At 67.7% G+C, this 23,783-nt stretch carries 19 protein-coding genes; 1 reads left to right on the top strand and 18 read right to left on the bottom strand.

Annotated features, from left to right (window positions below):
• Window positions 1-76 precede the first annotated feature (76 nt).
• Complete coding sequence (gene rpe, locus RIL96_RS02765) at window positions 77-781, top strand: ribulose-phosphate 3-epimerase (protein WP_310547484.1); 705 nt, start codon at window positions 77-79, stop codon at window positions 779-781.
• Window positions 782-904: 123 nt separating this feature from the next.
• On the opposite strand, the gene nrdR is transcribed toward rpe, so the two are convergent.
• From nrdR to RIL96_RS02675, 18 genes are all read right to left on the bottom strand, one after another.
• The gene (nrdR, locus tag RIL96_RS02760) at window positions 905-1,408 is read right to left on the bottom strand and encodes a transcriptional regulator NrdR (RefSeq protein ID WP_310547483.1); all 504 of its coding nucleotides are present in this window, start codon (window positions 1,406-1,408) and stop codon (window positions 905-907) included.
• Window positions 1,409-1,566: 158 nt separating this feature from the next.
• Complete coding sequence (dnaE, locus tag RIL96_RS02755) at window positions 1,567-5,115, bottom strand: DNA polymerase III subunit alpha (RefSeq protein ID WP_310547482.1); 3,549 nt, start codon at window positions 5,113-5,115, stop codon at window positions 1,567-1,569.
• A gap of 2 nt (window positions 5,116-5,117) precedes the next feature.
• Entirely contained in the window at window positions 5,118-6,080 is a 963-nt protein-coding gene (locus RIL96_RS02750; protein WP_310547481.1) for an RluA family pseudouridine synthase, read from the bottom strand.
• On the bottom strand, window positions 6,077-6,796 hold the full coding sequence (lspA, locus tag RIL96_RS02745; protein WP_310547480.1) for a signal peptidase II: 720 nt from the start codon (window positions 6,794-6,796) through the stop codon (window positions 6,077-6,079). Before lspA ends, RIL96_RS02750 begins: the two co-directional genes overlap by 4 nt.
• Before the next feature lie 7 nt (window positions 6,797-6,803).
• Window positions 6,804-7,724, bottom strand: coding sequence for a DivIVA domain-containing protein (locus tag RIL96_RS02740; protein ID WP_310547479.1), 921 nt, complete (start codon window positions 7,722-7,724; stop codon window positions 6,804-6,806).
• A gap of 193 nt (window positions 7,725-7,917) precedes the next feature.
• Window positions 7,918-8,205 (bottom strand): YggT family protein, encoded by a 288-nt coding sequence (locus tag RIL96_RS02735; RefSeq protein WP_310547478.1) that lies wholly within the window; start codon window positions 8,203-8,205, stop codon window positions 7,918-7,920.
• Window positions 8,206-8,296: 91 nt separating this feature from the next.
• Window positions 8,297-8,968, bottom strand: coding sequence for a cell division protein SepF (locus tag RIL96_RS02730; protein ID WP_310547477.1), 672 nt, complete (start codon window positions 8,966-8,968; stop codon window positions 8,297-8,299).
• Between the two features lie 64 nt (window positions 8,969-9,032).
• Entirely contained in the window at window positions 9,033-9,776 is a 744-nt protein-coding gene (locus RIL96_RS02725; RefSeq protein WP_310547706.1) for a YggS family pyridoxal phosphate-dependent enzyme, read from the bottom strand.
• 91 nt (window positions 9,777-9,867) lie between these two features.
• Complete coding sequence (locus RIL96_RS02720; RefSeq protein ID WP_310547476.1) at window positions 9,868-10,623, bottom strand: purine nucleoside phosphorylase YfiH/LACC1 family protein; 756 nt, start codon at window positions 10,621-10,623, stop codon at window positions 9,868-9,870.
• A gap of 81 nt (window positions 10,624-10,704) precedes the next feature.
• A complete protein-coding gene (gene ftsZ / locus RIL96_RS02715) occupies window positions 10,705-12,024 on the bottom strand; it encodes a cell division protein FtsZ (protein ID WP_310547475.1) in 1,320 nt (439 codons plus the stop codon).
• A gap of 421 nt (window positions 12,025-12,445) precedes the next feature.
• A complete protein-coding gene (locus tag RIL96_RS02710) occupies window positions 12,446-13,489 on the bottom strand; it encodes a cell division protein FtsQ/DivIB (protein WP_310547474.1) in 1,044 nt (347 codons plus the stop codon).
• Complete coding sequence (locus RIL96_RS02705; RefSeq protein ID WP_310547705.1) at window positions 13,486-15,036, bottom strand: UDP-N-acetylmuramate--L-alanine ligase; 1,551 nt, start codon at window positions 15,034-15,036, stop codon at window positions 13,486-13,488. The genes RIL96_RS02710 and RIL96_RS02705 overlap by 4 nt, the downstream gene beginning before the upstream one ends.
• Window positions 15,037-15,083: 47 nt before the next feature.
• The gene (gene murG / locus RIL96_RS02700) at window positions 15,084-16,211 is read right to left on the bottom strand and encodes an undecaprenyldiphospho-muramoylpentapeptide beta-N-acetylglucosaminyltransferase (RefSeq protein ID WP_310547473.1); all 1,128 of its coding nucleotides are present in this window, start codon (window positions 16,209-16,211) and stop codon (window positions 15,084-15,086) included.
• The gene (gene ftsW / locus RIL96_RS02695; RefSeq protein ID WP_310547472.1) at window positions 16,208-17,725 is read right to left on the bottom strand and encodes a putative lipid II flippase FtsW; all 1,518 of its coding nucleotides are present in this window, start codon (window positions 17,723-17,725) and stop codon (window positions 16,208-16,210) included. The genes murG and ftsW overlap by 4 nt, the downstream gene beginning before the upstream one ends.
• Window positions 17,726-17,765: 40 nt before the next feature.
• A complete protein-coding gene (gene murD, locus RIL96_RS02690) occupies window positions 17,766-19,346 on the bottom strand; it encodes a UDP-N-acetylmuramoyl-L-alanine--D-glutamate ligase (protein WP_310547471.1) in 1,581 nt (526 codons plus the stop codon).
• The gene (gene mraY, locus RIL96_RS02685) at window positions 19,343-20,449 is read right to left on the bottom strand and encodes a phospho-N-acetylmuramoyl-pentapeptide-transferase (protein WP_310547470.1); all 1,107 of its coding nucleotides are present in this window, start codon (window positions 20,447-20,449) and stop codon (window positions 19,343-19,345) included. Before mraY ends, murD begins: the two co-directional genes overlap by 4 nt.
• Window positions 20,443-22,008 carry a UDP-N-acetylmuramoyl-tripeptide--D-alanyl-D-alanine ligase gene (locus RIL96_RS02680; protein ID WP_310547469.1) on the bottom strand — a complete coding sequence of 522 codons (1,566 nt, stop codon included), beginning with the start codon at window positions 22,006-22,008 and terminating at the stop codon, window positions 20,443-20,445. Before RIL96_RS02680 ends, mraY begins: the two co-directional genes overlap by 7 nt.
• The gene (locus RIL96_RS02675; RefSeq protein WP_310547468.1) at window positions 22,005-23,705 is read right to left on the bottom strand and encodes a UDP-N-acetylmuramoyl-L-alanyl-D-glutamate--2,6-diaminopimelate ligase; all 1,701 of its coding nucleotides are present in this window, start codon (window positions 23,703-23,705) and stop codon (window positions 22,005-22,007) included. Before RIL96_RS02675 ends, RIL96_RS02680 begins: the two co-directional genes overlap by 4 nt.
• Window positions 23,706-23,783 lie beyond the last annotated feature (78 nt).

The following is a 23,783-nucleotide window of genomic DNA, read 5'->3' as shown; positions in this document are numbered from 1 at the left end:
CATATTCCATAGCCCCCCAGTAATCCCCCGCAGCAGTCCCTCGCAGTAGTCCCCCGTCCCGCAGTAAGGAGCGACGATGGCAGCCCCGACCTCAGAGCCGCGGCACGGCCCGGTGCCGTGCATCCACCCGAGTATCCTCAACGCGGATTTCGCGAATCTGGCCTCGGAACTGGCCCGTATCGAAGGCGCCGATGCCGTGCATGTGGATGTGATGGACAACCATTTCGTCCCGAACCTGACCATCGGGCTTCCGGTGGTGGAGTCCCTGCGCGCGGCGACGGCGCTGCCGTTGGACATCCACCTGATGATCGAGGAGGCCGATGTCTGGGCGCCGCGCTACGCAGAGATCGGCTGCGAATCGGTGACCTTCCACGCGGAGGCGGCTCAGGCGCCGATCCGCTTGGCCCGTGAGCTGCGCGCTCAGGGGGCGAAGTCGGCGATGGCGCTGAAGCCGGCGACACCGGTGGAGCCGTACACGGATATGCTCGGCGAGCTGGACATGCTGCTGCTGATGACGGTGGAGCCGGGTTTCGGCGGGCAGCGCTTCCTGGAGCTGGTGCTGCCGAAGATCCGCCGGGCGCGGCGGGCCATCGACGATCTCGGCGGGCAGCTGGCCCTGCAGGTCGACGGCGGCATCAGCGCCGAGACCATCGAGCGGGCGGCCGAGGCCGGAGCCGATACCTTCGTGGCCGGCTCCGCGGTGTACTCGGCCCACGATCCGGCCCAGGCCGTCGCTGCGCTGCGTGAGCAGGCCGCAGGCGCGCAGTCCCGCCGTGGCTGAGGATAGAGGTGGCTGAGGACACAGGTGGCCGAGAACACAGACCGGCGGTGCCCTCAACCTTCCCCTGAAGAGAGCACCGCCGGAGATCTGTGACCGCAGCCATGCCGCGGGGCCTCGGGAAGTCTAACGGAATCCGAAGCGGGGCTGCACCACACGGGCCGGATCGGCGCTGGCGGGAGTGAGTTCTTCCCGCCGCAGCTCCTCGATGGCTTCCTCGAAATCTGAGAGCCCGTCGAATCCACGGTAGACCGAGGCGAAACGCAGGTAGGCGACGACGTCGAGCCTGCGCAGCGGTCCGAGGATCGCCAGGCCGACGTCGTTGGCATCGATCTCCACATTGCCCGAGGCGCGCACGGCCTCCTCGACCTCCTGGGCGAGCACGGCAAGATCATCGCTGGAGACCGGCCGGCCCTGGCATGCCTTGCGGACGCCGTTGATCACTTTGGAACGGTCGAAGGGCTCAGCGGCCCCGGAGCGTTTGATGACGTTGAGCGCCGTGGTCTCCATCGTGGTGAAGCGCTTGGCGCACTGAGGGCACTGACGACGACGCCGGATGCCCGAGCCGTCCTCCAGAGTGCGCGAGTCCACCACACGGGAGGCGTCATGGCGGCAGTAGGGGCAGAACATCGCCGCCTCCCTCCTGGTGTCCTGATGGCTGATGCCTCATGGCGTCGTGACCCTGACCGTCCCTCCGACAGCAGGTCCGACAAGCAGTCTACCCACTACATGTAGTGGGCCCAAACGAAGCCGGCACTAAATGTAGCGGGCCCGCGCACCTTCGCTGCTCAGCTCTCCAGGCAGCTCGGACCGAGCAGCACCTTCAGATCCCCGTACAGAGACGGCGACGGCGTCACCTGGTACTTGGCGCCCAGGCGCATCACCTCGATCCGATCCCCGGAGAGCAGTTTGAGGTACACCTCGCTGGAGCCGCGGTGTCGCTGCAGAGTCTCACCGAGCTGACGGACCAGATGTTCGCCCGCCCGCTGGGTCGGCAGAGAGAGCACCACCGGCCCGCCGCCGCCTTCGACATCGAGCTCTGGGACCGTCATATCCTGCGCGGAGATCGAGACTGCGCCGTCGTCCCGGCGCTGCAGCCGACCCTTCACCGAGACCACCAGATCCTCGGCGAGGATCGTGGAGATCGGCTGGTAGGCCTTGCCGAAGAACATGACCTCGATCGTGCCGCCCATATCCTCGATCTCGACCTTGGCATAGGGGTTGCCCGAGGACTTGGCGATGCGCCGCTCCAACGAGGAGATCATCCCGGAGATGGTCACCACTGCGCCGTCGGGCGGACCGTCCTCAGCCAACAGCGAGGAGACGGAACGATCCGCGTGCTGGGCCAGCACACGCTCCAGGCCCCGTAGCGGATGATCGGAGACGTAGAGCCCGAGCATCTCGCGTTCGAAGCTCAGTTTGTCCTTCTTGTCCCACTCGGGCATCTGCGGCACCGTCACACCGTCGATGTCACCGAGATCGTCCTCCCCCGATCCCAGGGCGCCGAAGATATCGGTCTCGTACTGCATCGACTGCTTCTTCGCGCTGATCGCCTGATCGATCGCCGTCTCGTGGATCGCCACCAGAGAGCGCCGCGTGTGCCCCAGCTCATCGAAGGCCCCGGCTTTGATCATCGACTCCACCGTGCGCTTATTGCACACGTGCAGGGGCACCTTCTTCAGGAAATCCGAGAAGGTCTCATAGGAGCCCTTCTCCTCACGCGCCTCGACCATGCCGGCGACGACATTGGCACCGACGTTGCGGACCGCGCCCATCCCGAAGCGGATCTGGTCGTCACCGACCGGGGTGAAGGTCAGCGCCGACTCGTTGACGCTCGGTGCCGAGACCTCGATCCCCATATGACGGCATTCGTTGAGGTAGAGCGCCAGTTTGTCCCGGTCCCCGCCGACCGAGGTCAGCAGCGCCGCCATGTACTCCGCCGGGTAGTTGGCCTTCAGGTAGGCGGTCCAGTATGCCACCAGCCCGTAGGCGGCAGAGTGCGCCTTATTGAACGCATAGTCCGAGAAGGGCAGCAGGATGTCCCACAGGGCAGTGATGGCCCCTTCGGAATAGCCGTGGTCCAGCATCCCCTGGTGGAAGCCGACGTACTGCTTGTCCAGCTCCGACTTCTTCTTCTTGCCCATGGCCCGGCGCAGAATATCGGCCTGCCCGAGCGTGTACCCGGCGACCTTCTGCGCGATCGCCATCACCTGCTCCTGATAGACGATCAGACCGAAGGTGGTGCCGAGGATCTCCGAGAGCGGTTCGGCCAGCTCGGGGTGGATCGGGGTGATCTCCTGCTGACCGTTCTTCCGCAGTGCATAGTTGGTGTGCGAGTTCGCGCCCATCGGCCCGGGCCGGTAGAGCGCGATCGTCGCAGAGATGTCTTCGAAGTTATCCGGGCGCATCAGCCGCAGCAGCGAGCGCATCGGCCCGCCGTCGAGCTGGAAGACCCCCAGGGTGTCACCGCGGGCCAGCAGCTCGTAGGAGGGCCGGTCCTCCAGGTGCAGGGTCTCCAGGTCCAGGTCAAGGCCCCGGTTGGCCTTCACGTTCTCCAGGGCGTCAGAGATGATCGTGAGATTCCGCAGCCCCAGGAAGTCCATCTTGATCAGCCCGAGGTTTTCGCAGATCGGGTAGTCGAACTGGGTGATGATCGCGCCGTCCTGCTCGCGCTTCATGATCGGGATGATGTCGATCAGCGGGTCTGAGGACATGATGACGCCGGCGGCGTGGACCCCCCACTGGCGTTTCAGCCCCTCCAAGCCGGTGGCGAGGTCGAAGACCTCCTTCAGCCGGGGGTCGGCGCCGAGCAGCTCGCGCATCTCCCCGGCCTCGGCGTAGCGAGCCGAGGTCTCGTCGTGGATATCGGGCAGCGGCATCGGTTTGCCCATGGCATCCGGCGGCATCGCCTTGGTCAGCCGCTCACCGGTGGCGAAGGGTTCGCCCAGCACCCGGGAGGCATCCTTCAGCGCGGACTTTGACTTGATCGTCCCGTAGGTGACGATCATCGCCACGCGCTCATCACCGTATTTGTCCACGACGTAGTCGATGACCTCTGAGCGGCGCCGGTCGTCGAAGTCGACGTCGAAGTCGGGCATGGAGACACGGTCCGGGTTGAGGAACCGCTCGAAATACAGGCCGTGCTCCAGCGGGTTGAGATCAGTGATACGCATGGCGTAGGCGACCATGGACCCGGCGCCGGAACCGCGACCAGGCCCCACCCGGATGCCGTTCTCCTTGGCCCAGTTGATGAAGTCGGCGACGACGAGGAAGTACCCGGGGAAACCCATCTGAGTGATGACCCCGATCTCATACTGCGCCTGATCCCGCACATCCGAGGGCACCCCGGCGGGGAACCGGTAGTCCAGGCCCTGATCGACCTCCTTGATGAACCAGGACTCCTCAGTCTCCCCCTCGGGCACCGGGAACCGTGGCATATAGGAGGCGGACTCGTCGAACTCCACCTGGCAGCGCTCCGCGATGGCCAGCGTGTTGTCACAGGCCTCCGGGAAGTCCCGGAACAGCTCACGCATCTCCGCCGGCGAACGCAGGTAGAAGGTGTCGGCGTCGAATTTGAACCGGTTGGGATCATCCAGCGTCGAGTTCGACTGCAGGCACAACAGCGCCCCGTGGGATTTGTGGTCGGCCTGATGGGTGTAGTGGAGATCGTTGGTGGCCACCAGCGGCAGGTTGAGATCTTTGGCCAGACGCAGCAGCTCACCGCGGACCTTACGTTCGATGTCGAGCCCGTGGTCCATCAGCTCGCAGTAGAAGTTGCCCTTGCCGAAGATGTCCTCGAACTCTCCGGCGGCCCGCTTAGCCTCTTCATACTGCCCCAGGTGCAGACGGGTCTGGATCTCTCCGGACGGACAGCCGGTGGTGGCGATGATCCCCTGGCCGTAGTTCTGCAGCAGCTCGCGGTCCATCCGCGGCTTATAGAAGAACCCTTCAGTGGAGGCCAGTGACCCCAAGCGGAAGAGGTTGTGCATCCCGGCGGTGTTCTCCGCCCACATCGTCATATGCGTGTAGGCACCGGCACCGGCGACGTCTTTCTCCCCGGTCTGGCCCTCGCCCCATTTCACCCGACGCCGCTCTGAGCGGTGGGTGCCGGGGGTCAGGTACGCCTCCAGGCCGATGATCGGCTTGACGTCGTAGTTCTGTGCCGTCTTCCAGAACTCATAAGCACCGAAGAGGAAACCGTGGTCGGTGGTTGCCACGGCCGGCATCCCCAGACGCTGGGTCTCGGCGAAGAGCTCGTCGATCTTCGCCGCGCCGTCGAGCATGGAGTACTCGGTGTGGTTGTGCAGGTGGACGAAGTCGCCGGAGGTGCTGGCCATAGTCACCTATTCTCGAGGATGGTCAGGGCGCCGGAGAGGTCCGCGGGCAGGTCTGCGGTGAAGCTCACCCGCTCTCCGGTGCGCGGATGGTCGATGCTCAGCTCCGCAGCATGGAGCCATTGCCGGGTCAGCCCCAGCTCGGCCGCCAGAAGCGGGTCAGCCCCGTAGGTGAGGTCCCCGGCGCAAGGGTGGCCCATGGCGGAGAAATGCACGCGGATCTGGTGGGTTCGCCCAGTCTCCAGGGAGACCTCCAGCAGCGAGGCACGTCCGAAGGCCTCCAGCAGCCGGTAGTGGGTGCGGGACTCACGTCCGCCGTCGACGACGGCGAAGCGCCATTCGTGGCCGGGATGCCGTCCGATGGGCGCGTCGATCGTGCCGTCCACCGGATCAGGGAGACCCTGGACCAGGGTGCGGTAGATCTTGGTCGGTGTGCGGTCGCGGAAGGCGTCCTTCAGCACCGTATAGGCTCGTTCGTTCTTCGCCACCACCATGACCCCGGAGGTGCCGACGTCGAGGCGGTGGACGATGCCGCGACGCTCCTGGGCGCCGGAGGTCGCGATCTCCACACCGGCGGCGAGCAGACCGCCGATCACTGTGGGCCCGGTCCATCCCGGAGAGGGATGGGCGGCGACACCCACCGGTTTGTCGACCGCGACGATGTCCTCGTCCTGGTGCAGGATATGCAGGTCCTCCACGGTCTCGACCTTCACCTCCAGAGGGTCTTCGTGCTCGGGGACGGCCAGCAGCAGCTCCTCACCGGCCTCAAGGCGTTCGGACTTCTTGACCGGGTGAGTGGTCACAGTACCGTCTCGTCGAAGCGTCTCACGGACGGCGGCACCCTCGACCAGCCAGCCGGCCGCCTCAGCACGCGAGACACCGCACAGTTCGGCGATCACCGTGTCTGCCCGCCGACCGGAGCCCGACTGCGGCACCGAGATCCTCCGTGCTTCAGGCCCCGGGCTCACCGGACCTCATCCTGCGGCTCGTTCTGCTCCTCGGGCCCTGTTTCAGCACGTTCCGGGTCAGCACGTTTCGGGTCATCACGTTCCGGGTCGGAACCTTCCAGATCATCGCGTTCCGGGTCGTGGCGTTCTGCACGACCCCGCTCTGCCTCATCGCCCCTCGGCTCGGCTGTGGCGCGGCTGCCGTCGAGCTGAAGCCCGGTCACCAGCAGCAGGCAGATACCGATCATCGAGCAGACGATGAACGAATCGGCGACATTGAAGATCGCGAAACGCGGTACGGCGATGAAATCGACCACTTCACCGACCCCGAACCCGGGCGGGCGGAACAGGCGGTCCGTGAGGTTGCCGGTCACGCCTCCGGCCAATCCGCCCAGTGCGATGGCCCATCGCCAAGAGCCGCCGAGCTCGCGAGCCCGCCACAGCACATAGCCGAGCACCACCACCATGATCAGGGTGAACAGCCACGTGTGGTCCGTGCCCAGGGAGAACGCCGCACCGGGGTTGAGGTGGTATTGCCAGTAGAGCACCGGAGGCAGCGCGTCGATACGCTCACCGAGCTCCATATGGGCCACGACCCAGGACTTGGTCAGCTGGTCCAGCGCCCAGGCCAGCACGACGACCAATCCTGCCACCAGCAGGGCCGCACGCCGCGTCGGGCCCCGCCGCGGCGAATGATGCTCGGAACGCTCTTCGGTCTGCTCCGTCTCGCTGCTCACTGAGGCATCACTGCTGACCCTCAGCCGCCTCACGATCGATCGGCGCACGGCTGGTCAGTTCCTGCAGCTGACCTTCGATGTAGTCCTTCAACCGCGTCCGGTAGTCGCGTTCGAAGCTGCTGAGCTCACTGACGCGGTTCTCCAGCTCCGCCTTATCGCGCTCGAGGTCGGCCAGAGTGCGCGACGCCGTCTCCTCGGCCTCGTGCCGCACCGAGGCGGAGTGCTCCTCCGCTGCGGTGACGATCTCCTCGCGGCGGCGCTCGCCCTCGGCGATCGCGGCGTCACGGGTCTCCTCGCCTTCGGCGATCGCCGCGGCACGCTTCTGCTCGCCTTCGGCGATATAGGCCTCGCGGGTCTCCTCGCCTTCTGCCACGTACTGATCGTGGAGCTTCTGCGCCATGGCCAGCACGCCTGCTGCGCTGGCGCCTGCGGCATCGTGGGAGGATCGCTCAGCCGGGACGACCGTGTCCACCGGCTCAGTGGCCTCCGCCGGTTCCGGGCGGGCCTGGGCCGGGCGGGTGCCCGGAGCGTACTCCGGCTCAGCGTCCTCGGTCCCAGCTTCGGTCTCAGCTTCAGTCACGGCCTCGGGCGCACCAGGTGCCTCGTCGAGGGTGTCGTCCTCGCCTTCGACGGCTGCGACCTCGGCCTCGCTCGCCTCCTCGAAGCCGGTCGTTTCGGCGGAGCTGCCCGCATAGCCGGAGAGACCGGCATCCTCCAGCTCCACCGGCTCGACGTGGCGCGGGTCCTCCTCGAGCTGCTGCTCCAGGCGGGTCACCTGCTCCTTGAGCTCGCGGTTCTCCTCGATGAGTTTGGTCCACTCGTCGAAGACCTCGTCGAGGAAGTCGTCGACCTCGTCTTTGTCATAGCCGGGCCGGAACTTCGTCTCCGGGAACTCCTTGAACTTCACGTCCTCGGGGGTCAGAGCCATGGGGTGTCACCTCGCAGGGATGAGGGGCGTCCACCGCGGCGAACAGGGTGTCGTCCGGCAGTGCGGCGCCGATGGAGTCGAGTCGAGACCACCCTACCCCGTGGCGGTGACAGGCTCGACCCGTCACCGGCCTCAGCCGCCGGATACTCAGGCGGCCGAGCATCAGCCACCGGGTCGCCGAGCCGCGGGGCGCTCAGCCCAGGCCGGAGACCACGGCTTTGAGGATGACCACGGCCATGAACACGATCAGGAAACCGAGGTCCAGGGAGACCCCGCCCAGGTTCAGCGGGGGCACACGGCGGTTGAGCCAACGGATCGGCGGATCGGTCACCGCATAGACACCCATGGCCAGAGCCAGGGCGATGCCTTGCGGACGCCAGTGCCGGGCATACTGCTGGGTCATATCGAAGATGATCCGCACGACCAGCGCGAGCTGGTAGAGCGTCAGCAGGAGATAGACCGGCGCAGTGATCAGGTCCACGGGGTGGTGTCTCTCCTCAACAGATGTGTCGGCCGTCAGTGCGGCGACAGGTCCAGCGGTGAGCTGTCAGTCAGGTGCAGGGTCCTCAGCGTCAGCTCTGGTTGAAGACCTGCGCCGCAGCACCCTGGTCTGCGGAGCTGCGCTCTTCGGCGAGCACTTCGATGTTCTTCGGGCTGAGCAGGAAGACCTTATTGGTGACCCGTTCGATAGAGCCGCCCAGACCGAAGACCAGGCCGGCGGAGAAGTCGACGAGACGCTTGGCCTCGGCCTCTCCCATATCGGTGACGTTCATGATCACCGGGATCGAGTCACGGAAAGCCTCGCCGATGATCTTGGCGTCGTTGTAGGAGCGCGGGTGGACGGTGGTGATCTTTCGCATGGCGGAACTCTCATCGCGGGAGGAGGGGGCGCGCTTGATGGGGGTCACCGGTGCGCGGTAGTCCGGGTCCACAGCCAGGCTGGATCGGTTGAACTCCCCGGTCTCCGATGCCCCGGCCTGTCCGCCGTCGAGGGCGACGACCTCACCGGTGCGCCCGCGAGAGGGAGCGCTCTTCGCCGAAGGCGCCGTGCGGGTGACCGTGCCGGTGCTCTGCGAGGAGGCCGCATGCATGGAGTCAGCCGAGGTGGTGCTGCGCGGCGCCTCAGCCGCCGGCCGCGGGGCCGAGGCACTCCGGCGCTGCTCGGAGGAGAGCCGCTCCTGCTCGTAGTCATCACCGTCGGCCAGGCCGAGGTAGATCATGGTCTTCTTGAATGCACCGGCCATGAATGCGTCTCCTGGAAGTCTCAGATAGGGGGCTCAGCTCACCGTTCGCTGCGCAGTCACGAGACTATCGCGGCTGCCCACGGTGGCCCAGGACATCTCGTCCGATACGCAGGTGTGTCGCACCGGCTGCGACGGCGGCCTCGAGGTCTCCGCTCATTCCGGCCGAGATCCAGGTGGCCTCCGGGTGCTCGGCGCGCAGCTGCTCGGAAAGGCAAGCCAGCCTCTGGAAGGCCGGTTCCGCCGGTTCCTCAAGCGGAGCGACGGCCATGAGCCCGGCCAGCCGCAGCCCGTCGGCCTCAGCGAGACGCGCTGCGAGCGTCGGCACCTGATCCGGCGCCGCCCCACCCCGGGAATCAGCCGGGATGTCTTCGCGCAGATCGACCTGGATGAGGCAGTCCAAGGGCTGGGCCTGCCGGTCTGCAGCGGCTTTGATCAGGGCTTTGAGCAGCGACGGGCGATCCACCGAATGGATGACTCCGGCATAGCCGAGTACGGACCGGACCTTATTGGACTGCAGCTGACCGACGAAGTGCCACCTCGGCGCGCGAAGCTTCCCTGTCGTGGAAGAACCATCGGCGGTGGTGCTCCGGCCCAGCAGCTCCGCTGTCTGCTGAGCCTTCGCCGAGGCTTCTTGGTCTTTGTTCTCCCCCACCTCGTATACGCCCAACTGAGCCAGGCGGAGGACGTCCTCGGCGGGGAAGGTCTTGGTCACCACGATCAGCTCGGGCTGGTCACTGCGACCAGCCTGAGCTGCGGCACGATCGATGCGTCCGCGCAGATCCTTCAGGTTCGCGGCGATCTCGCGCATACGTTCATCGGCGTTCGCCGGTAGGCTCTCCGGCGCAGAGGACAAAGGGTTCGACAGACTCACGGGCTCGACTGTACCGAATCCGCGGGACTCAGGCGCGCCAGACCAGCCCGGCGAAGCGCCCCTGCTCCGGGGCACGGCGATGGGAGAACAGCGAGTCGTCCTCGATCGTGCATCCGCCCAGGTCGTGGACCTCCACGCCCTGGGTACGCAGCACCGCAGCGGCCTCGCCCCGCAGGTTCAGGGCCGGTGTGCCCCAGGACGTCTCTGAGACCAGAGCTGGGCGGTGACGGGAGGACTCCTGCCGCATCGCCTCGGGCACCTCATAGCAGGATCCGCAGGCCGCTGGGCCGATCCACGCGGAAATCTGCGCGGCACCGGCACGACGCAATGCTGCCACAGTGTTCTCCAGGACACCGGTCAGTAGGCCCACTCGGCCCGCATGGGCACCGGCGCTCAGGGCGGCGCCGTCCTCGGCACGGCCGACGAACATCACCGGAAGACAGTCTGCGACCATGATCGCCAGCGGGGTCCCGGCATCAGCACTGATCCAGGCATCACCGACGGGTGGTTCCTCCTCCACGGTGCTTAGCGTGCGGTCGGCGACATCGGCGACGTCGAGGACGTCGGCGGAATGCACCTGGTGGAGAAACCGTAGGCTCTGCGGGGAGATACCCATCTGAGCTTCCAGGGCACGCCGGTTGCCCAGCACCTGGCGACGTGCGGCGTGCTGGTCGTCGGCACCGCGGACTCCGGCATTGAGCGAGAGGTTCCCGGCCCGGACAGACGAGAAGGCGACGTGGAGACCGTCCCCGGCATCGATATGCCGCCAGAACGGTGTCTCCACGTCGCCTCCTGCTGAGGTGAGAGTCGGCTGGGGAGCCGGAAAGGATGCGCCGCCATGATCAGGACGGCGCGGGACGGGCCCTCACTTGAGGAAGTCGGGCACGTCCAGATCGTCACCGCGAGAGCCGGTGTAGTCAGACTCCACGATGTCCGGGATGTCCTGCTGATCCTGCTGCGACTGGCTCTGCTGAGACTGTCCCGGCTGAGACTGTCCCTGCTGGGAGTACTGCTGCGGCACGCGCTGCTGGGGAGCGGTCTGCTGCTCGTCGGCCGCCTGCTGACCCGGCTGCGAGTACTGCTGCTGCGAGTACTGCTGCACCGGCACCGTGCCAGGCACCTGCTGGGGCGCACGGCCGCCCTGGCGGTCCACCGGAACCGTGCCGGGGACCCGCTGCGGGCCGGGCTGCTGAGGTGCCTGCTGCTGTGCCGTCTGCGGGGCGGGCTGAGACGTGGCGTCGACCTGGTCGAATCCGGCCGCGATCACCGTCACCCGCGCCTCGTCGCCGAGGGCGTCGTCGATGACCGCACCGAAGATGATGTTCGCCTCGGGGTGGGCGACCTCCTGCACCAGGCGTGCCGCTTCGTTGATCTCGAAGAGACCGAGGTCGGAACCACCCTGGATGGAGAGCAGCACACCGTGAGCACCGTCGATGGAGGCCTCCAGCAGCGGAGAGGCGATGGCCAGCTCGGCGGCCTTGACCGCACGGTCCTCGCCGTTGGCCGAGCCGATGCCCATCAGCGCCGATCCGGCCCCCTGCATCACCGACTTCACATCGGCGAAGTCCAGGTTGATCAGCCCCGGAGTGGTGATCAGATCGGTGATGCCCTGCACACCGGAGAGCAGCACCTGGTCTGCCGAACGGAACGCATCGAGCACCGAGACGTTCTTGTCCGAGATGGAGAGCAGACGGTCATTGGGGATCACGATCAGGGTGTCGACCTCGTCACGCAGGTCACCGATGCCCTGCTCGGCTGAGGAGGCACGACGGCGGCCCTCGAAGGTGAACGGGCGGGTCACCACGCCGATGGTCAGCGCACCCAGTGAACGCGCGATACGCGCCACGACCGGGGCGCCGCCGGTACCGGTGCCGCCACCCTCGCCGGCGGTGACGAAGACCATATCGGCCCCCTTGAGGACCTCCTCGATCTCTTCGGCGTGGTCCTCAGCGGCCTGACGGCCGACCTCCGGGTTGGCGCCGGCGCCGAGGCCTCGGGTCAGCTCGCGGCCGACATCGAGCTTGACGTCGGCATCGGACATCAGCAGCGCCTGGGCGTCTGTGTTGATGGCGATGAACTCGACGCCGCGCAGACCGACCTCGATCATGCGGTTGACGGCGTTGACACCGCCTCCGCCGATACCGACGACCTTGATCAGGGCCAGGTAGTTGTTCGGTGTTGCCACGATTGTTGTGTCCCTTGCTCGTCTCTCACGTCATGTGGAACGGAGGCCCCCGTCGTTCGATCCAGCCACGCGACTCCTCACTGTCACGCCGCGACCTGCCCCCACCGGGTGGTGGGTCCAGGTGCTGCGGTCCCGTCGACGTCGTCCGTCACCGGTTCGGTATGGTTCGCGGTCACACCGTACCGGCGGGGCCCGAGGGCCCCTGACGTCACAGCGGCTGGTCGAATGCTGACGAGAGCCTCCGTCACATCGGTCATTCTTTCGGCGCACGCTCCCCTCAGCAACGTTCAGGTTGAACTTGAACCTGAGGGATCGCGTCCGCTTGATTCCACGGTCGGACGCAGGTCAGCCACGATCCGTACACTGCCCTAAGCCTACCCCGAGCGGCTGGGCAGAGCCCGGCAGGCAGCGCAGGAAACGCTCAGCGCGTCACCGGAGCATCGGGGGTCGAGATGTCGATCGTCTCGGCCTCGGTGAAGGCCGAGTCATCCGAATCGAGGACAGCCTCAAGCACAGCGGCCTTCTCTCGGCCGCGTTCGCTGCTGCCCCAGAGCACCCGACGCCCGTCATCAAGCTCCAACTCCACCGAGTCCACAGAGGTCGCCGTCGCGGAGTCCATGACCTCCCGAGCGGAGGCCGGGAGCTCTCCGAGGACCGAGACGATCGCCCGGAAGACTGCCTGATCCTGCAGAGCCGCCTCTTCGCTGATCAGCGGAGTGGCGTGCTCCTCGGCCTGGGCGAGCTGATCCTCATCCTCAGCGTCGAAGGTCCGGATGACCTCACCGTCCTCGTTGTAGAAACGGATCTCCTCACCATGGCGGACCTCAGCGACCGGAGGATGCTCGATCACCTCCACCAACAGCTCGTCCGGCAGCCGCCCCTGGACGACGACCTGGTCGATCACGGGCTCCTCGGCGAGCAGCTCCTCTACCTGGCTGTTGCCCACCTGCGGCAGCGGACGGCCGACCACCGGTTCGAGCAGCTCTTGGGCACGGTCATCGCTGAGCAGATCGTTCCCCTCCACCTCGACGCTGCGGATGGTCAACAGGGGAGAGACGGTCAGCACGATCACCGCGACCAGCAGCAGGAGGAATCCGCCACCGAGCAGCCAGAGGCCACGACGTCGACGGCGGCGGACCCCGACGACCTTGGGCTCGGGGAAGCTCAGCGTCGTCGCCGCCGAGGGGTGCCCCTCTGATGCCGCCTGCCGATCCTCTGCCTCCGGTGCGGCGTCATGCCCAGGATCGTCGTCCTCGGCGGAGATCTGAGGGTGTTCCGCAGTCCGCTCCTCAGCGTCTCGCTGGGTACGGTGCCCCGTCTCAGCCTCCGGCCCGCGCTGCTGGTCCCTGCTGCGGAAGGTCAGCACCTCATCAGTGTCCGAGGTGCTGACCGCACCGCTGCTGACGTCCTCGGAACGGTTCTCACGCTCCCGGTGCCTGCTCTGCGGGATGCGGGGCCGCTTCACCGGCGGCCCTCCTCCGCCAGCTCCTCGACGAGCCGCGGGCCCAGGGCCGTGACATCACCGGCGCCGACGGTCAGCACGATATCGCCCGGGTGTGCCGCGGCGATCACCGTCCGCACGGCCTCCTCCCGGCTGCGCAGCCCACCGGCCGGCGCATCCGTACCGGAGAACAGCGGATCAGTGATGAGCTCGGCCGAGACCCCGTCCATCGGCTCCTCACGGGCCGCATAGATCTCCAGCACCGCGACGGTGTCTGCTCCGCGCAGCGCAGCGGCGAACTCTGCGGCGAACTCCTGGGTCCGGGAGAACAGATGCGGCTGGAAGATGACGTGCACACCCGCTGCCTCGGCCACCGCCGAACGCGCCGCCGTCAGCAGGGCCGCGACCTCCGTGGGGTGATGAGCGTAGTCGTCATAGACGCGGACCCCGGCGGCCTCGCCCTGCAGGTCGAAACGACGCGCCACCCCGCGGAAGGCCTCCACCGCCTGTGCGGCCTCTTCAAGGGTCAGCCCGGCGCAGCGGCCCACCGCCACAGCCGCCACCGCGTTGAGCGCGTTATGACGCCCCGGCACGCTCAACGCAGCACGGACCGCCACGGCGGCCGACGGCTCGGCGGCCTCAGTCTCCGCGATCACGAAGGTCTGCGCCGCCCTGAGCGGCCGGTCGGCACTGCTGGGTGTTCCGGCGCTGCTGGGTGCTCCGGCACTGCTGTGCACTCCAGCCCCGGGGGTTTCCCCGACGTCGGCGTCCTCCGCCGGATCCGTGACCAGCCGCAGCCGCGCGTCAGGTGCTGTGCCATAGGTCAGGACCTGCACCCCGCGGGCGGCCAGGTCTTCGGCGACATCGTCGAGCAGGGCCCGGGCGCCGTCATCGTCCACGCACAGGATCAGAGTCCCGCCGTCGAGGATCCGAGCGGTGAAGTCCACGAAGACCTGGTGCACCGCCTCAGCGGTGCCGTGGTGATCGAGATGATCCGCCTCCACGTTGGTGATCACCGCGACCTCTGGACGGTAGTTCAGCAGCGAGCCGTCCGACTCATCGGCTTCGGCCACGAACCACTCCCCCGCGCCAGCGGCCGCGTTGGTCCCCAGGCCGGCCACCGCCGCCCCCACGGCGAACCCCGGATGCAGGCCTGCCCGGCTGAGCAGCATCGCCGTCATCGAGGTCGTCGTCGTCTTCCCGTGGGTACCGGCCACCGCCACGCCGCGCTGGGCGTCCATCACCGCCGCCAACCCCTGGGAGCGGTGCAGCACGCGCACACCACGACGCCGCGCCTCCTCGTATTCGGGGTTGCCGGCCTGGGCGATGGACGAGGCGATGACGGTATCGATCGGCGCACCCACCTCCTCCTCCACAGAGGAGATGTTCTCCGCACGGTAGCCCACCCGCACCGGCACGCCCGCGGCACGGAACTCCTCGAGCACCGGCAGGTCTTTGGCGTCAGTGCCGGAGATCGGCACACCTTGAGCCTGCATCACCCGGGCCACGGCCGAGACACCGACTCCGGCCAGGCCGAGGAAGTGGACACGGCCCACCTGGGCCAAGGACATGTTCTGCGTGGATGAACTCACGAATGGTCTCCCTGGTGATGGTGGGGTCAGTCGATCTCAGTCTCAGGTGAGGCCGCCCGCAGCATCTCCTTCGCCATCCGCTCATCGGCGTCGGTGATGCCGCGCTCCCCCGCCTGACGCTGCATATCCTCCAGCAGCGAAGGATCCTCCAACAGCGGCACAAGGTTGCGGCTGACCCACTCACGGCTCAGATGCTCATCCTTGACCAGCAGCGCCCCACCGGCATCGACCAGGTCCCGGGCGTTGAGCTCCTGCTCACCGTTGCCCACCGGAAGCGGCACGAAGATCGTCGGCAATGACACGGCGGCGACTTCACAGACGGTGGCCGCACCGGCCCGGGCGACCAACAGATCAGCTGCCGCGTAGGCCAGCTGCATCCCGTCGAGATATTCACGCTGGTGGTACCCCGGCCGCTGCAGCAGCTGCCCGGGTTCCTCCTCCACAGCCTTCCCCGCCCCGGTCAGATGCAGCACCTGGGCTCCGGAGGCCAGCAGATCATCCACCGACGCCGCCACAGCCGCGTTCAGCGAGGCCGCACCCGATGATCCTCCGGTGACGACCAAGGTGGTGCGTTCCGGGTCCAGCCCCAGCTCTCGGCGTGCCTCAGCCCGGGAGCTGCGCCGATCCAGCTGGGAGATCTCTCTCGACATCGGCATACCGACCCAGTGGGAACGCTTCAGCGCGGTGCCTTCGAAGGCCACTCCGGTGAAGACCGAGATCCGGTTGCCCCACCGGTTGGCCAATCCGGGGCGGGCATTGGCTTCGTGGACCACCACCGGGATGCCCAAGCGTTGAGCGGCCAGGTAGACCGGCGTGCAGACATAGCCGCCCACACCGAGGACGACGTCGGCCTGGCGTGCGGTGAGGATCTCCGCGGCAGCATCGATGGCCCGTCGGAACCGGCCCGGAAACCGCAGGATATCCGCAGAGGGCCGCCGCGGCATCGGGACCTTCTCGATCGTCTCCAGCCGGTAGCCAGCCTCCGGGACCAACCGGGTCTCCAGGCCCACCTCGGTACCGATCATCGTGATCTCAGACTCCGGGGAAAGCCGCTCGAGGGCCCGGGCCACCGCGAGCATCGGGCTGACGTGTCCAGCAGTGCCGCCGCCGGCCAGCACGGCCTTCACCGCGGGGATGTTCTTCGACGGGCTCATGACGTAGTGGTCCTCCTCTTCACCGGCGCGGACTCCTCCGCCTCGGCATGCTGATGGGTGAGCTGATCGGGGTTCCGGTGCTCCGGCTCCGTCTGCTGGCCGGGGTCCGGTGCGAGGCGGCGCTGGCGATGCGCGAAGCTCATGACCACGCCGACCGCCAGCAGAGTCGAGGTCAGGGAGGATCCCCCGTAGGAGATGAAGGGCAGCGGGACACCGATGACCGGCAGCAGACCGGTCACCATACCGAGGTTGATGAAGGTCTGGCCGATGACCCAGGCCATGATGCCCAAAGTGGTGATCTTCACGAAGCGGCTCTGCGCCCGGGCGGCCACCCGGAACATGCCGATGGCCAGCACCGCGTAGAGCATGAGCACCGTCAGCGCGCCGAGCAGACCGAGCTCTTCACCCAGGATGGTGAAGATGAAGTCGTTCTCCGCCTCGGGGATGTAGTTCCACTTCTGACGGGACTGGCCCAGACCCACGCCCCACCAGCCGCCGGAGGCCAGGGCGTAGAGGCCGTGCTGGGCCTGATAGCAGAGGTCGCCGGAGCCCTCGCAGGCGTCACCGATGTTCAGCCAGGCGCTGACCCGGGCCAGACGGTTCGGCGAGGTGATCACACCGATGATCGCCGCCAGCACGCCCAAGGAGGCCGCGATGACGAAGTATCGCAGCTTGGTCCCGGCGACGAAGAGCACCGCGGCGACGATCACCCCGAAGATCAGAGCAGTACCGAGGTCCCGGCCGATCATGATGAACAGCAGGATGCTGGCGGCCCCGGGGAAGATCACCGGAATGACGGCGTGGTGGAGCTGGCGCACCAGAGTGCCCTTGCGGGCCAGCACGGAGCCGGCCCAGACGATGAGCGCCAGTTTGGCGAACTCGGCCGGCTGCACATTGATCGGTCCGGCCTGCAGCCAGTTGCGGTTTCCGTTGACCTCATGGCCCAGAGGGCTCAGCACCAGGGCCAGGCCCAGCACTGTGACGATCAGCGCCGGCCAGGCGATGCGTTGGAGCAGGCGCTGCGGCATCAGCACCACGACGAATATCCCGACGAAGCCGACCAGAGCCCACATGGCCTGCCGCAGGAACAGCCCGTATGCGGTGGTGGTGCTGCCCACGGTCTCGATCGCCGAGGAGGAGAGCACCATGACCGCGCCGATGACGGTCAGCGCCAGCGCAGAGCCGAAGAGCATCCAGAAGGTGGTGTGCGCGCGTCCGCCCTCGACGAAGGTCCAGAAACGGGCTATGGGGTCTCCGGCCCGTCCGCGCGTGCCACGAGCAGAGTCGGCGTCGTCGGCGGGCCGGGCCGCAGGTTCAGGGCGGTCCTCCACGGCGCGCAACGCCGGACGGGCGGGAGCCTCGGGCTCCTCGGCGCGGCGCGGTCCCCCCAGTCTGTCAGGCAATGTGTCAGGCAGTGTGTCAGGGGCGTCTGCGGCTTCCGCAGTCTCAGCGGCATCGGGAGTCTCGGTGGTCTCGGACTCCCCCGACGAGGAGGGCAGGCGCGGTGGGCGCATCGTGATCTCCGTCCTCCTCGTCTGTGTCGCTGGGTCAAGTCTAGGGCCGCTCCATCAGCTCAGCGACCGCTTCGATGAACGCCTCCCCGCGGGCCCGATAGGAGGCGAACTGGTCCATCGACGCCGCCGCCGGCGCCATCAGCACCGTCTCATCGGCGCGGGCGACCCGTGCGGCCTCGGCGACGGCGGCTCGCATCGCAGCCGCGCCGTCAGTACCGCTGAGCAGCGCCTCGAGTGCCGCCGCGGCGGTCGGATCCGCGGCCCCCTGCTCGGCCGCCGCTTCTGAGTCATCCTCCCGTACACCTCCCCCGACCACCGGGACGTCCGGCGCGTGTCGCCGGAGGCTGGAACGCAGCTGAGAAGAGTCCGTGCCCAACAGGATCACATAGCGCAGCCGAGGAGCCACCTGGGCGATCAGTTCGTCGTACTCCACGCCCTTCGGCAGACCACCGGCGATCCACACCACATCGGAGAAGCTCCTCAGCGAGGCCTCCGCCGCATGCGGGTTCGTCGCCTTGGAATCATTGATCCAGAGGATGTCATCGGCCTTGGCCACCGGCTGGATCGTGTGATCCGCCGCGGAGAAACCGCGGATCGCCTCACGGATCGCGGCCGGCTCGACGTCAGCGGCCCGCGCCAGCGCCGCGGCCGCCAGGGTATTGGCCACCACATGGCGGGGGGCCAGCGGGCCGAAGTCCGCCAGCTCGCCGAGCTCAAGGGCCTGACGGTGACGCTGCGGCAGATACGCCCGGTCCACCAGCAGGTCCTCGGCCATCCCGAGCATCGAGGGCCCCGGCGTCCCGAGGGTGAAGCCGACGGCGCGGCAGCCCTCCTGCACCTCGGCCTCAGCGACCATCTGTTCCGTGGCAGGTTCATCGACGTTGTAGACGCAGGCCAGGCGGGTGTTCTCGTAGATCTTCGCCTTATCGGCGGCGTAACCCTGCATACCTCCGTGCCAATCCACGTGGTCGGAGGTGATGTTCAGCACCGCAGAGGCCAGCGGATCGAGCAGCTCGGTGTAGTGCAGCTGGAAGCTGGAGAGCTCCACGGCGAGGACGTCATACCCTTCAGGGTCCCGGATCGCATCCAGCACGGGGACACCGACGTTGCCGCAGGCGATCGCTCGGCGGCCGTCTGCCAGGAGCATCGCCTCCAGCATCCGCACCGTGGTGGATTTGCCGTTGGTGCCGGTGACGGTCAGCCACTGTGGCTGCCGCGCCCCCGGCCTGCCGCCGAGCCGCCAGGCCAGCTCCACCTCGGACCACACGGGGATGCCCCGGGCCTCGGCGTCCTGGATCAGGGAGGAATCCGGGCGCCACCCCGGTGAGGTGACCAGGATATCCGGGGCGGCACCGCCGACCTCGGGCACGGATTCCGTGTGCTCGGCGCCGAGCCGGACGTCCGAGACGCCGACGAGGCCGAGTGTCTCGGCGTCGCGCTGACGCTGCTCACCGGTGGCGGCATCGACGACGACGACGGAGGCGCCCAGCTCAGCCAGCGTGTCGGCCGCGGCGAAGCCGGAGAGGCCGAGGCCGGCCACCACCGCGCGGATCTGGTCCCAGGGCGCTTCCCAGCCGCGCAGATCGGGCCGGACGGAGGGGACGCGGGGGGCTTCCGTCACTGCAGGATCACCCACTCACCGTAGAAGATCGCCAGCCCGAGACCCACCGCGAGTGCGCCGATGATCCAGAACCGGACGACGACGGTGACCTCGGCCCAGCCCTTGAGCTCGAAGTGATGCTGCAGCGGAGCCATGAGGAAGACTCGACGCCCCCCGGAGAGCTTGAAGAAGCCGACCTGGATGATCACCGAGACGGTGATCAGCACGAAGAGCCCGCCCAGAACGATGAACAGCAGCTCCGTGTGGGTCAGGATCGCGAAGGCGGCCAGTGCACCGCCGAGGCCGAGCGAGCCGGTGTCGCCCATGAAGATCTTCGCCGGTGAGGTGTTCCACCACAGGAAACCGATGAGCGCGCCGGTGATGATCCCGGCCAGCACCGCCATATCGAGCGGATCGCGCACACTGTAGCAGACGTCCTGGACAGAGCTGGCGGAGGCGCAGTTCTGGTTCCACTGCCAGGCGGCGATGAGCGTATAGGCCGCGGTGACCATGGCCGAGGCGCCGGTGGCGAGCCCGTCGAGGCCGTCAGTGAGGTTCACCGCATTCGTCGCCGCCGTGGTGATCACATTGGCCCAGATCACGAAGAGGATGGCACCGATGATCGGCCCGGCGAAGGCCAGGTCCAGTGCCGTCTCCCGGACGAAGGAGATTGCGGTGGATCCCGGCGTCTGCCCTTCGGCGTTGGGGATCACCAGGGCCAGCACGGCGAAGAGCACCCCGACGATGCCCTGGCCGAGGATCTTCATCCACGGGGTCAGCCCCAGCGACTGCTTCTTGCTGATCTTGGAGAAGTCATCGGCGAAGCCGACTCCGGCCATGCCGACCATGAGGAACAGCAGCAGCAGACCCGAAGCGCTCGGCCCGGTGCTGGTCTCACGGGTCAGCGCGAGAATCAGGTGGGTGATGAAATAGGCGATCACCGTGGCGCCGACGAAGACGGCACCACCCATCGTCGGGGTGCCGCGTTTGACGTGGTGAGTCGTGGGGCCGTCATCGCGGATGAACTGCCCATACCCCCGCTTGACCAGCAGGCGGATGAACAGCGGCGTGCCCACCAGAGTCAGGACCAGCCCCAGACCGGAGCCGATGACAACACCTACCACGCGGCACCTGCCTTCCCCTCGCGCGCGTCCGGGTCTGGACGGCCGTCACCACCATCGCCGGGTGTCTGCGCAGCGACGTGGTCTCCCAGAAGTCTAAGTCCTGCACCGTTCGAGGACTTGAACAACACGACGTCTCCGGGTTCCAACAGCGTCTCGAGGCGTTCCTGGGCCTGACCTGCGGTGGCCACCCACTCGACTTCGGCACCCCAGCTGCCCTCGGCGACGGCTCCGCGATAGAGCGGATAGGCCTCGTCACCGACGACCAGCGTGCGATCGATGTTCAGCCGCACGACCGTCTCGCCGAGCTGGGTGTGCCGGACGATGGACTCCTCGCCGAGCTCCAGCATGGCGCCCAGCACCGCGACAGCACGGCGACCCCCGCCGCGGGAGATCATCGCCAAAGTGCGCAGCGCCTCACGCATCGACTCGGGGTTGGCGTTGTAGGCATCGTTGATCACGGTGACCCCGTCGGCCCGCTCAGTTCGTTCCATCCGCCAACGACTGGAGGGGCCGAGGCCGTCGAGCCGAGCGGCGATGTCCTCGACCGCGACACCGAGGGCGCGCGCAGTCGCCGCCGCGGCGAGGACGTTGGTCACATGATGCGCGCCGGTGAGCCCGGACTGCACACGGTGGGCGGGCGAGCCGCCGACGTGGAGGTCGAAGGACGGCCGACCGGCCTCGTCGAGGACCACCTCACGGGCCATGACGCTCGATGCCCCGGTGTCACCCTCAGTGCCGAGACCGGTAGGGAGACCGGCATTGAGATCGGCGTGGCGATCGGTGTGACGATCGGCGCCGCCGTCGACGCTGATCCAGGTGATCGGGGCCTGCGCCGCCTCGGCCATCGCCCGGACCTGGACGTCGTCGGCGTTGAGGATGAGCTGGCCTGCCGCGGGGACCTCCTCGACGAGCTCCTGCTTGACCGCGGCGATCCGGTCCGTGCCGCCGAACTTCCCGGCGTGCGCAGAGCCCACCATGAGGACGGCGCCGATGTCCGGGCGGACCATCTGGCAGAGATAGCGGATGTTGCCGGGGCCGTCGGCGCCCATCTCCACCACCAGGTACCGGGTCTCCAACGGGGCGGTGAACACGGTCAGCGGCACGCCGACCTCCCCGTTATAGGACCCCTGCGGGGCGACGGTGAGGCCTTCGGGCTCCAGCAGTGCGCGCAGCAGGTCCTTAGTGGTCGTCTTCCCTGCCGAACCGGTGATCCCGATGACCGTGGTCGGCGAGTGCTCCCGGATGAGCTGGACGATGCCGGCGGCCAGGTGCCCCATGGCTATCACGACGTCCTCGACGAGCACCGCGGGGTGGGCCTGCCCCTGGGGGTCCTCGGTCTCGCGTTCGGCGAGGACCAGTGAGGCCCCGGCCGCCAACGCCGCATCGATGAACCGATGTCCATCAGTGGTCTCACCAGGTTTGGCGATGAACAGGGCGCCGGGAGCCATGGCGCGGGAGTCCGTGTCGGCGGCGGTGACCACCGTAGCCTGTGGATCCTCGACGCCTCGTAGGCGTCCCCGGGCCAGTTCGGCGACCTCGGCGGCAGTCAGGGCGATCATGACTGGTCCTCCTCACTGGCGGTGCGATCCTCAACGGGCAGAACCTCGAAGCCTGCCTCATCGAGCGCTCGGCGCAGCTCGACCCGGTCATCGATGGCATGATGCGCGCCGTCGAAGTCCTGATGGACCTCATGACCGCGCCCAGCCAGGATGATGGTGTCCTGCGCACCGGCGACCTCGACGGCGCGGCGGATCGCGTCGGCACGGGGGACGACCTCCTCCAAGTCGGTGCTCAGCCGGCCGGAGTCCACCGCCTCCCGGGCACCCTGCATCACCTCATCACGGATCCGGGCCGGATCCTCGCTGTGCGGGTCATCGTCGCTGATGATCACGTGGTCGGCCATGCGCACCGCGATGGCGCCCATCGTCGGACGCTTCGAACGGTCCCTGTCTCCGGCAGCACCGACGACCAGAATGATGCGTCCTTCGCCGCGAGTCTGGCCGGCGGCCTCAAGGGTGCGGATCATCGCATCCGGGTTATGCGCGAAGTCCACGATCGCCGCCGGAGCCGTGGCGATGACCTGCATACGCCCGGGCACGCTGATGGTGAACGGATCGGCGCTCTCCAGCGCGTGGATCACCTCGTCGCGCCGGGGCCGCAGCGCCTCGGACTCCAGCACCATGACCGCGGCGAGGGCGGCGTTGGAGACGTTGAACAGCCCGGGAAGCCCCGTCCGGGTGCGGATGCGCTCGCCGCTGTGGCGGTGGTGCAGGGTGAATGCGTGGCCCAGCCCCTCGGGCGCCACCTCGGTGACCTCCCAGTCGACCTCAGTGGGCTGCCCCGAGGTGGCCAGAGTCACCACACGACCGGTGGCGGCATGGGCCATCTGGTGACCCCAGGTGTCATCGACGGTGATCACCGAGGTACGGGTCCTGCTGCGGGTGAACAGTTCGGCCTTGGCCCGGAAATAGTCCTCCATCGAACCGTGCAGGTCCAGATGGTCCTGGGTGAGGTTCGTGAACCCGGCGACGTCATAGTGCAGCCCCGCCGTCCGGCGGTAGGAGATGGCGTGGGAGGAGACCTCCATCGCCGCCGCCCCGACGTGGCGCTCCCGGAACAGAGCCATCAGCGAATGCAGCTGAACCGCCTCCGGGGTGGTGAGCTGTGAGGGGATGGTCTCTGAGCCGGCACGGATCTCGATCGTACCGATGAGCCCAGTGGTCAGCTCACACGAGCGCATCAGCTCATCGAGCAGCGACCGCAGGAAGTACGTGGTGGTGGTCTTACCGTTGGTGCCGGTCACCCCGAACAGGGCAGGCCCGGACTCCGAGGTATTGCCGTAGATGAACGCCGCTGCCGGACCGGCGGCTTCACGGACCGCCTCGACCTCGATCACCGGCAGACGGTATCCGACGTTCTCCCGCACACGCACCGCCCCCTGGGCGTCGGTCAGCACGGCGGCCGCTCCGGCCTCCGCCGCAGCGGCGGCGAAGTCAGCACCATGGAAACGGGCTCCGCTGACCGCGACGAAGAGATCACCCTCCCCCACGGCCTGCGGGTTCATCGCCGCACCGGTCAGCCGAGTCTGCAGGCTCGCCCGTCCGACCGGGGTCACCAACGGGTCATAGCCGGCGCTCTGCAGCACACCGGCAAGGTCTTCCAAGGCTCCGCCGGTCACCGCGGCGGGCCGGAACACACTGTCCTGCTCCGCGACGGAGAGCCTCACGTCATCGGGCGTGGCGTCGCTGTCGGTCATAGGCCTCTCGATCTCTGGGCGGTGGTGGGTTCAGGGGCGGCGGTCAGGCCGCCGAGGGAGCCGTGGGCTCCGGGTCAG

The organism is Nesterenkonia aerolata (genome assembly GCF_031470965.1).
Lineage (GTDB): Bacteria > Actinomycetota > Actinomycetes > Actinomycetales > Micrococcaceae > Nesterenkonia > Nesterenkonia aerolata.
The sequence above is the reverse complement of the archived record's forward strand: the minus strand, read 5'-3'. Positions and strand labels throughout refer to the sequence as shown.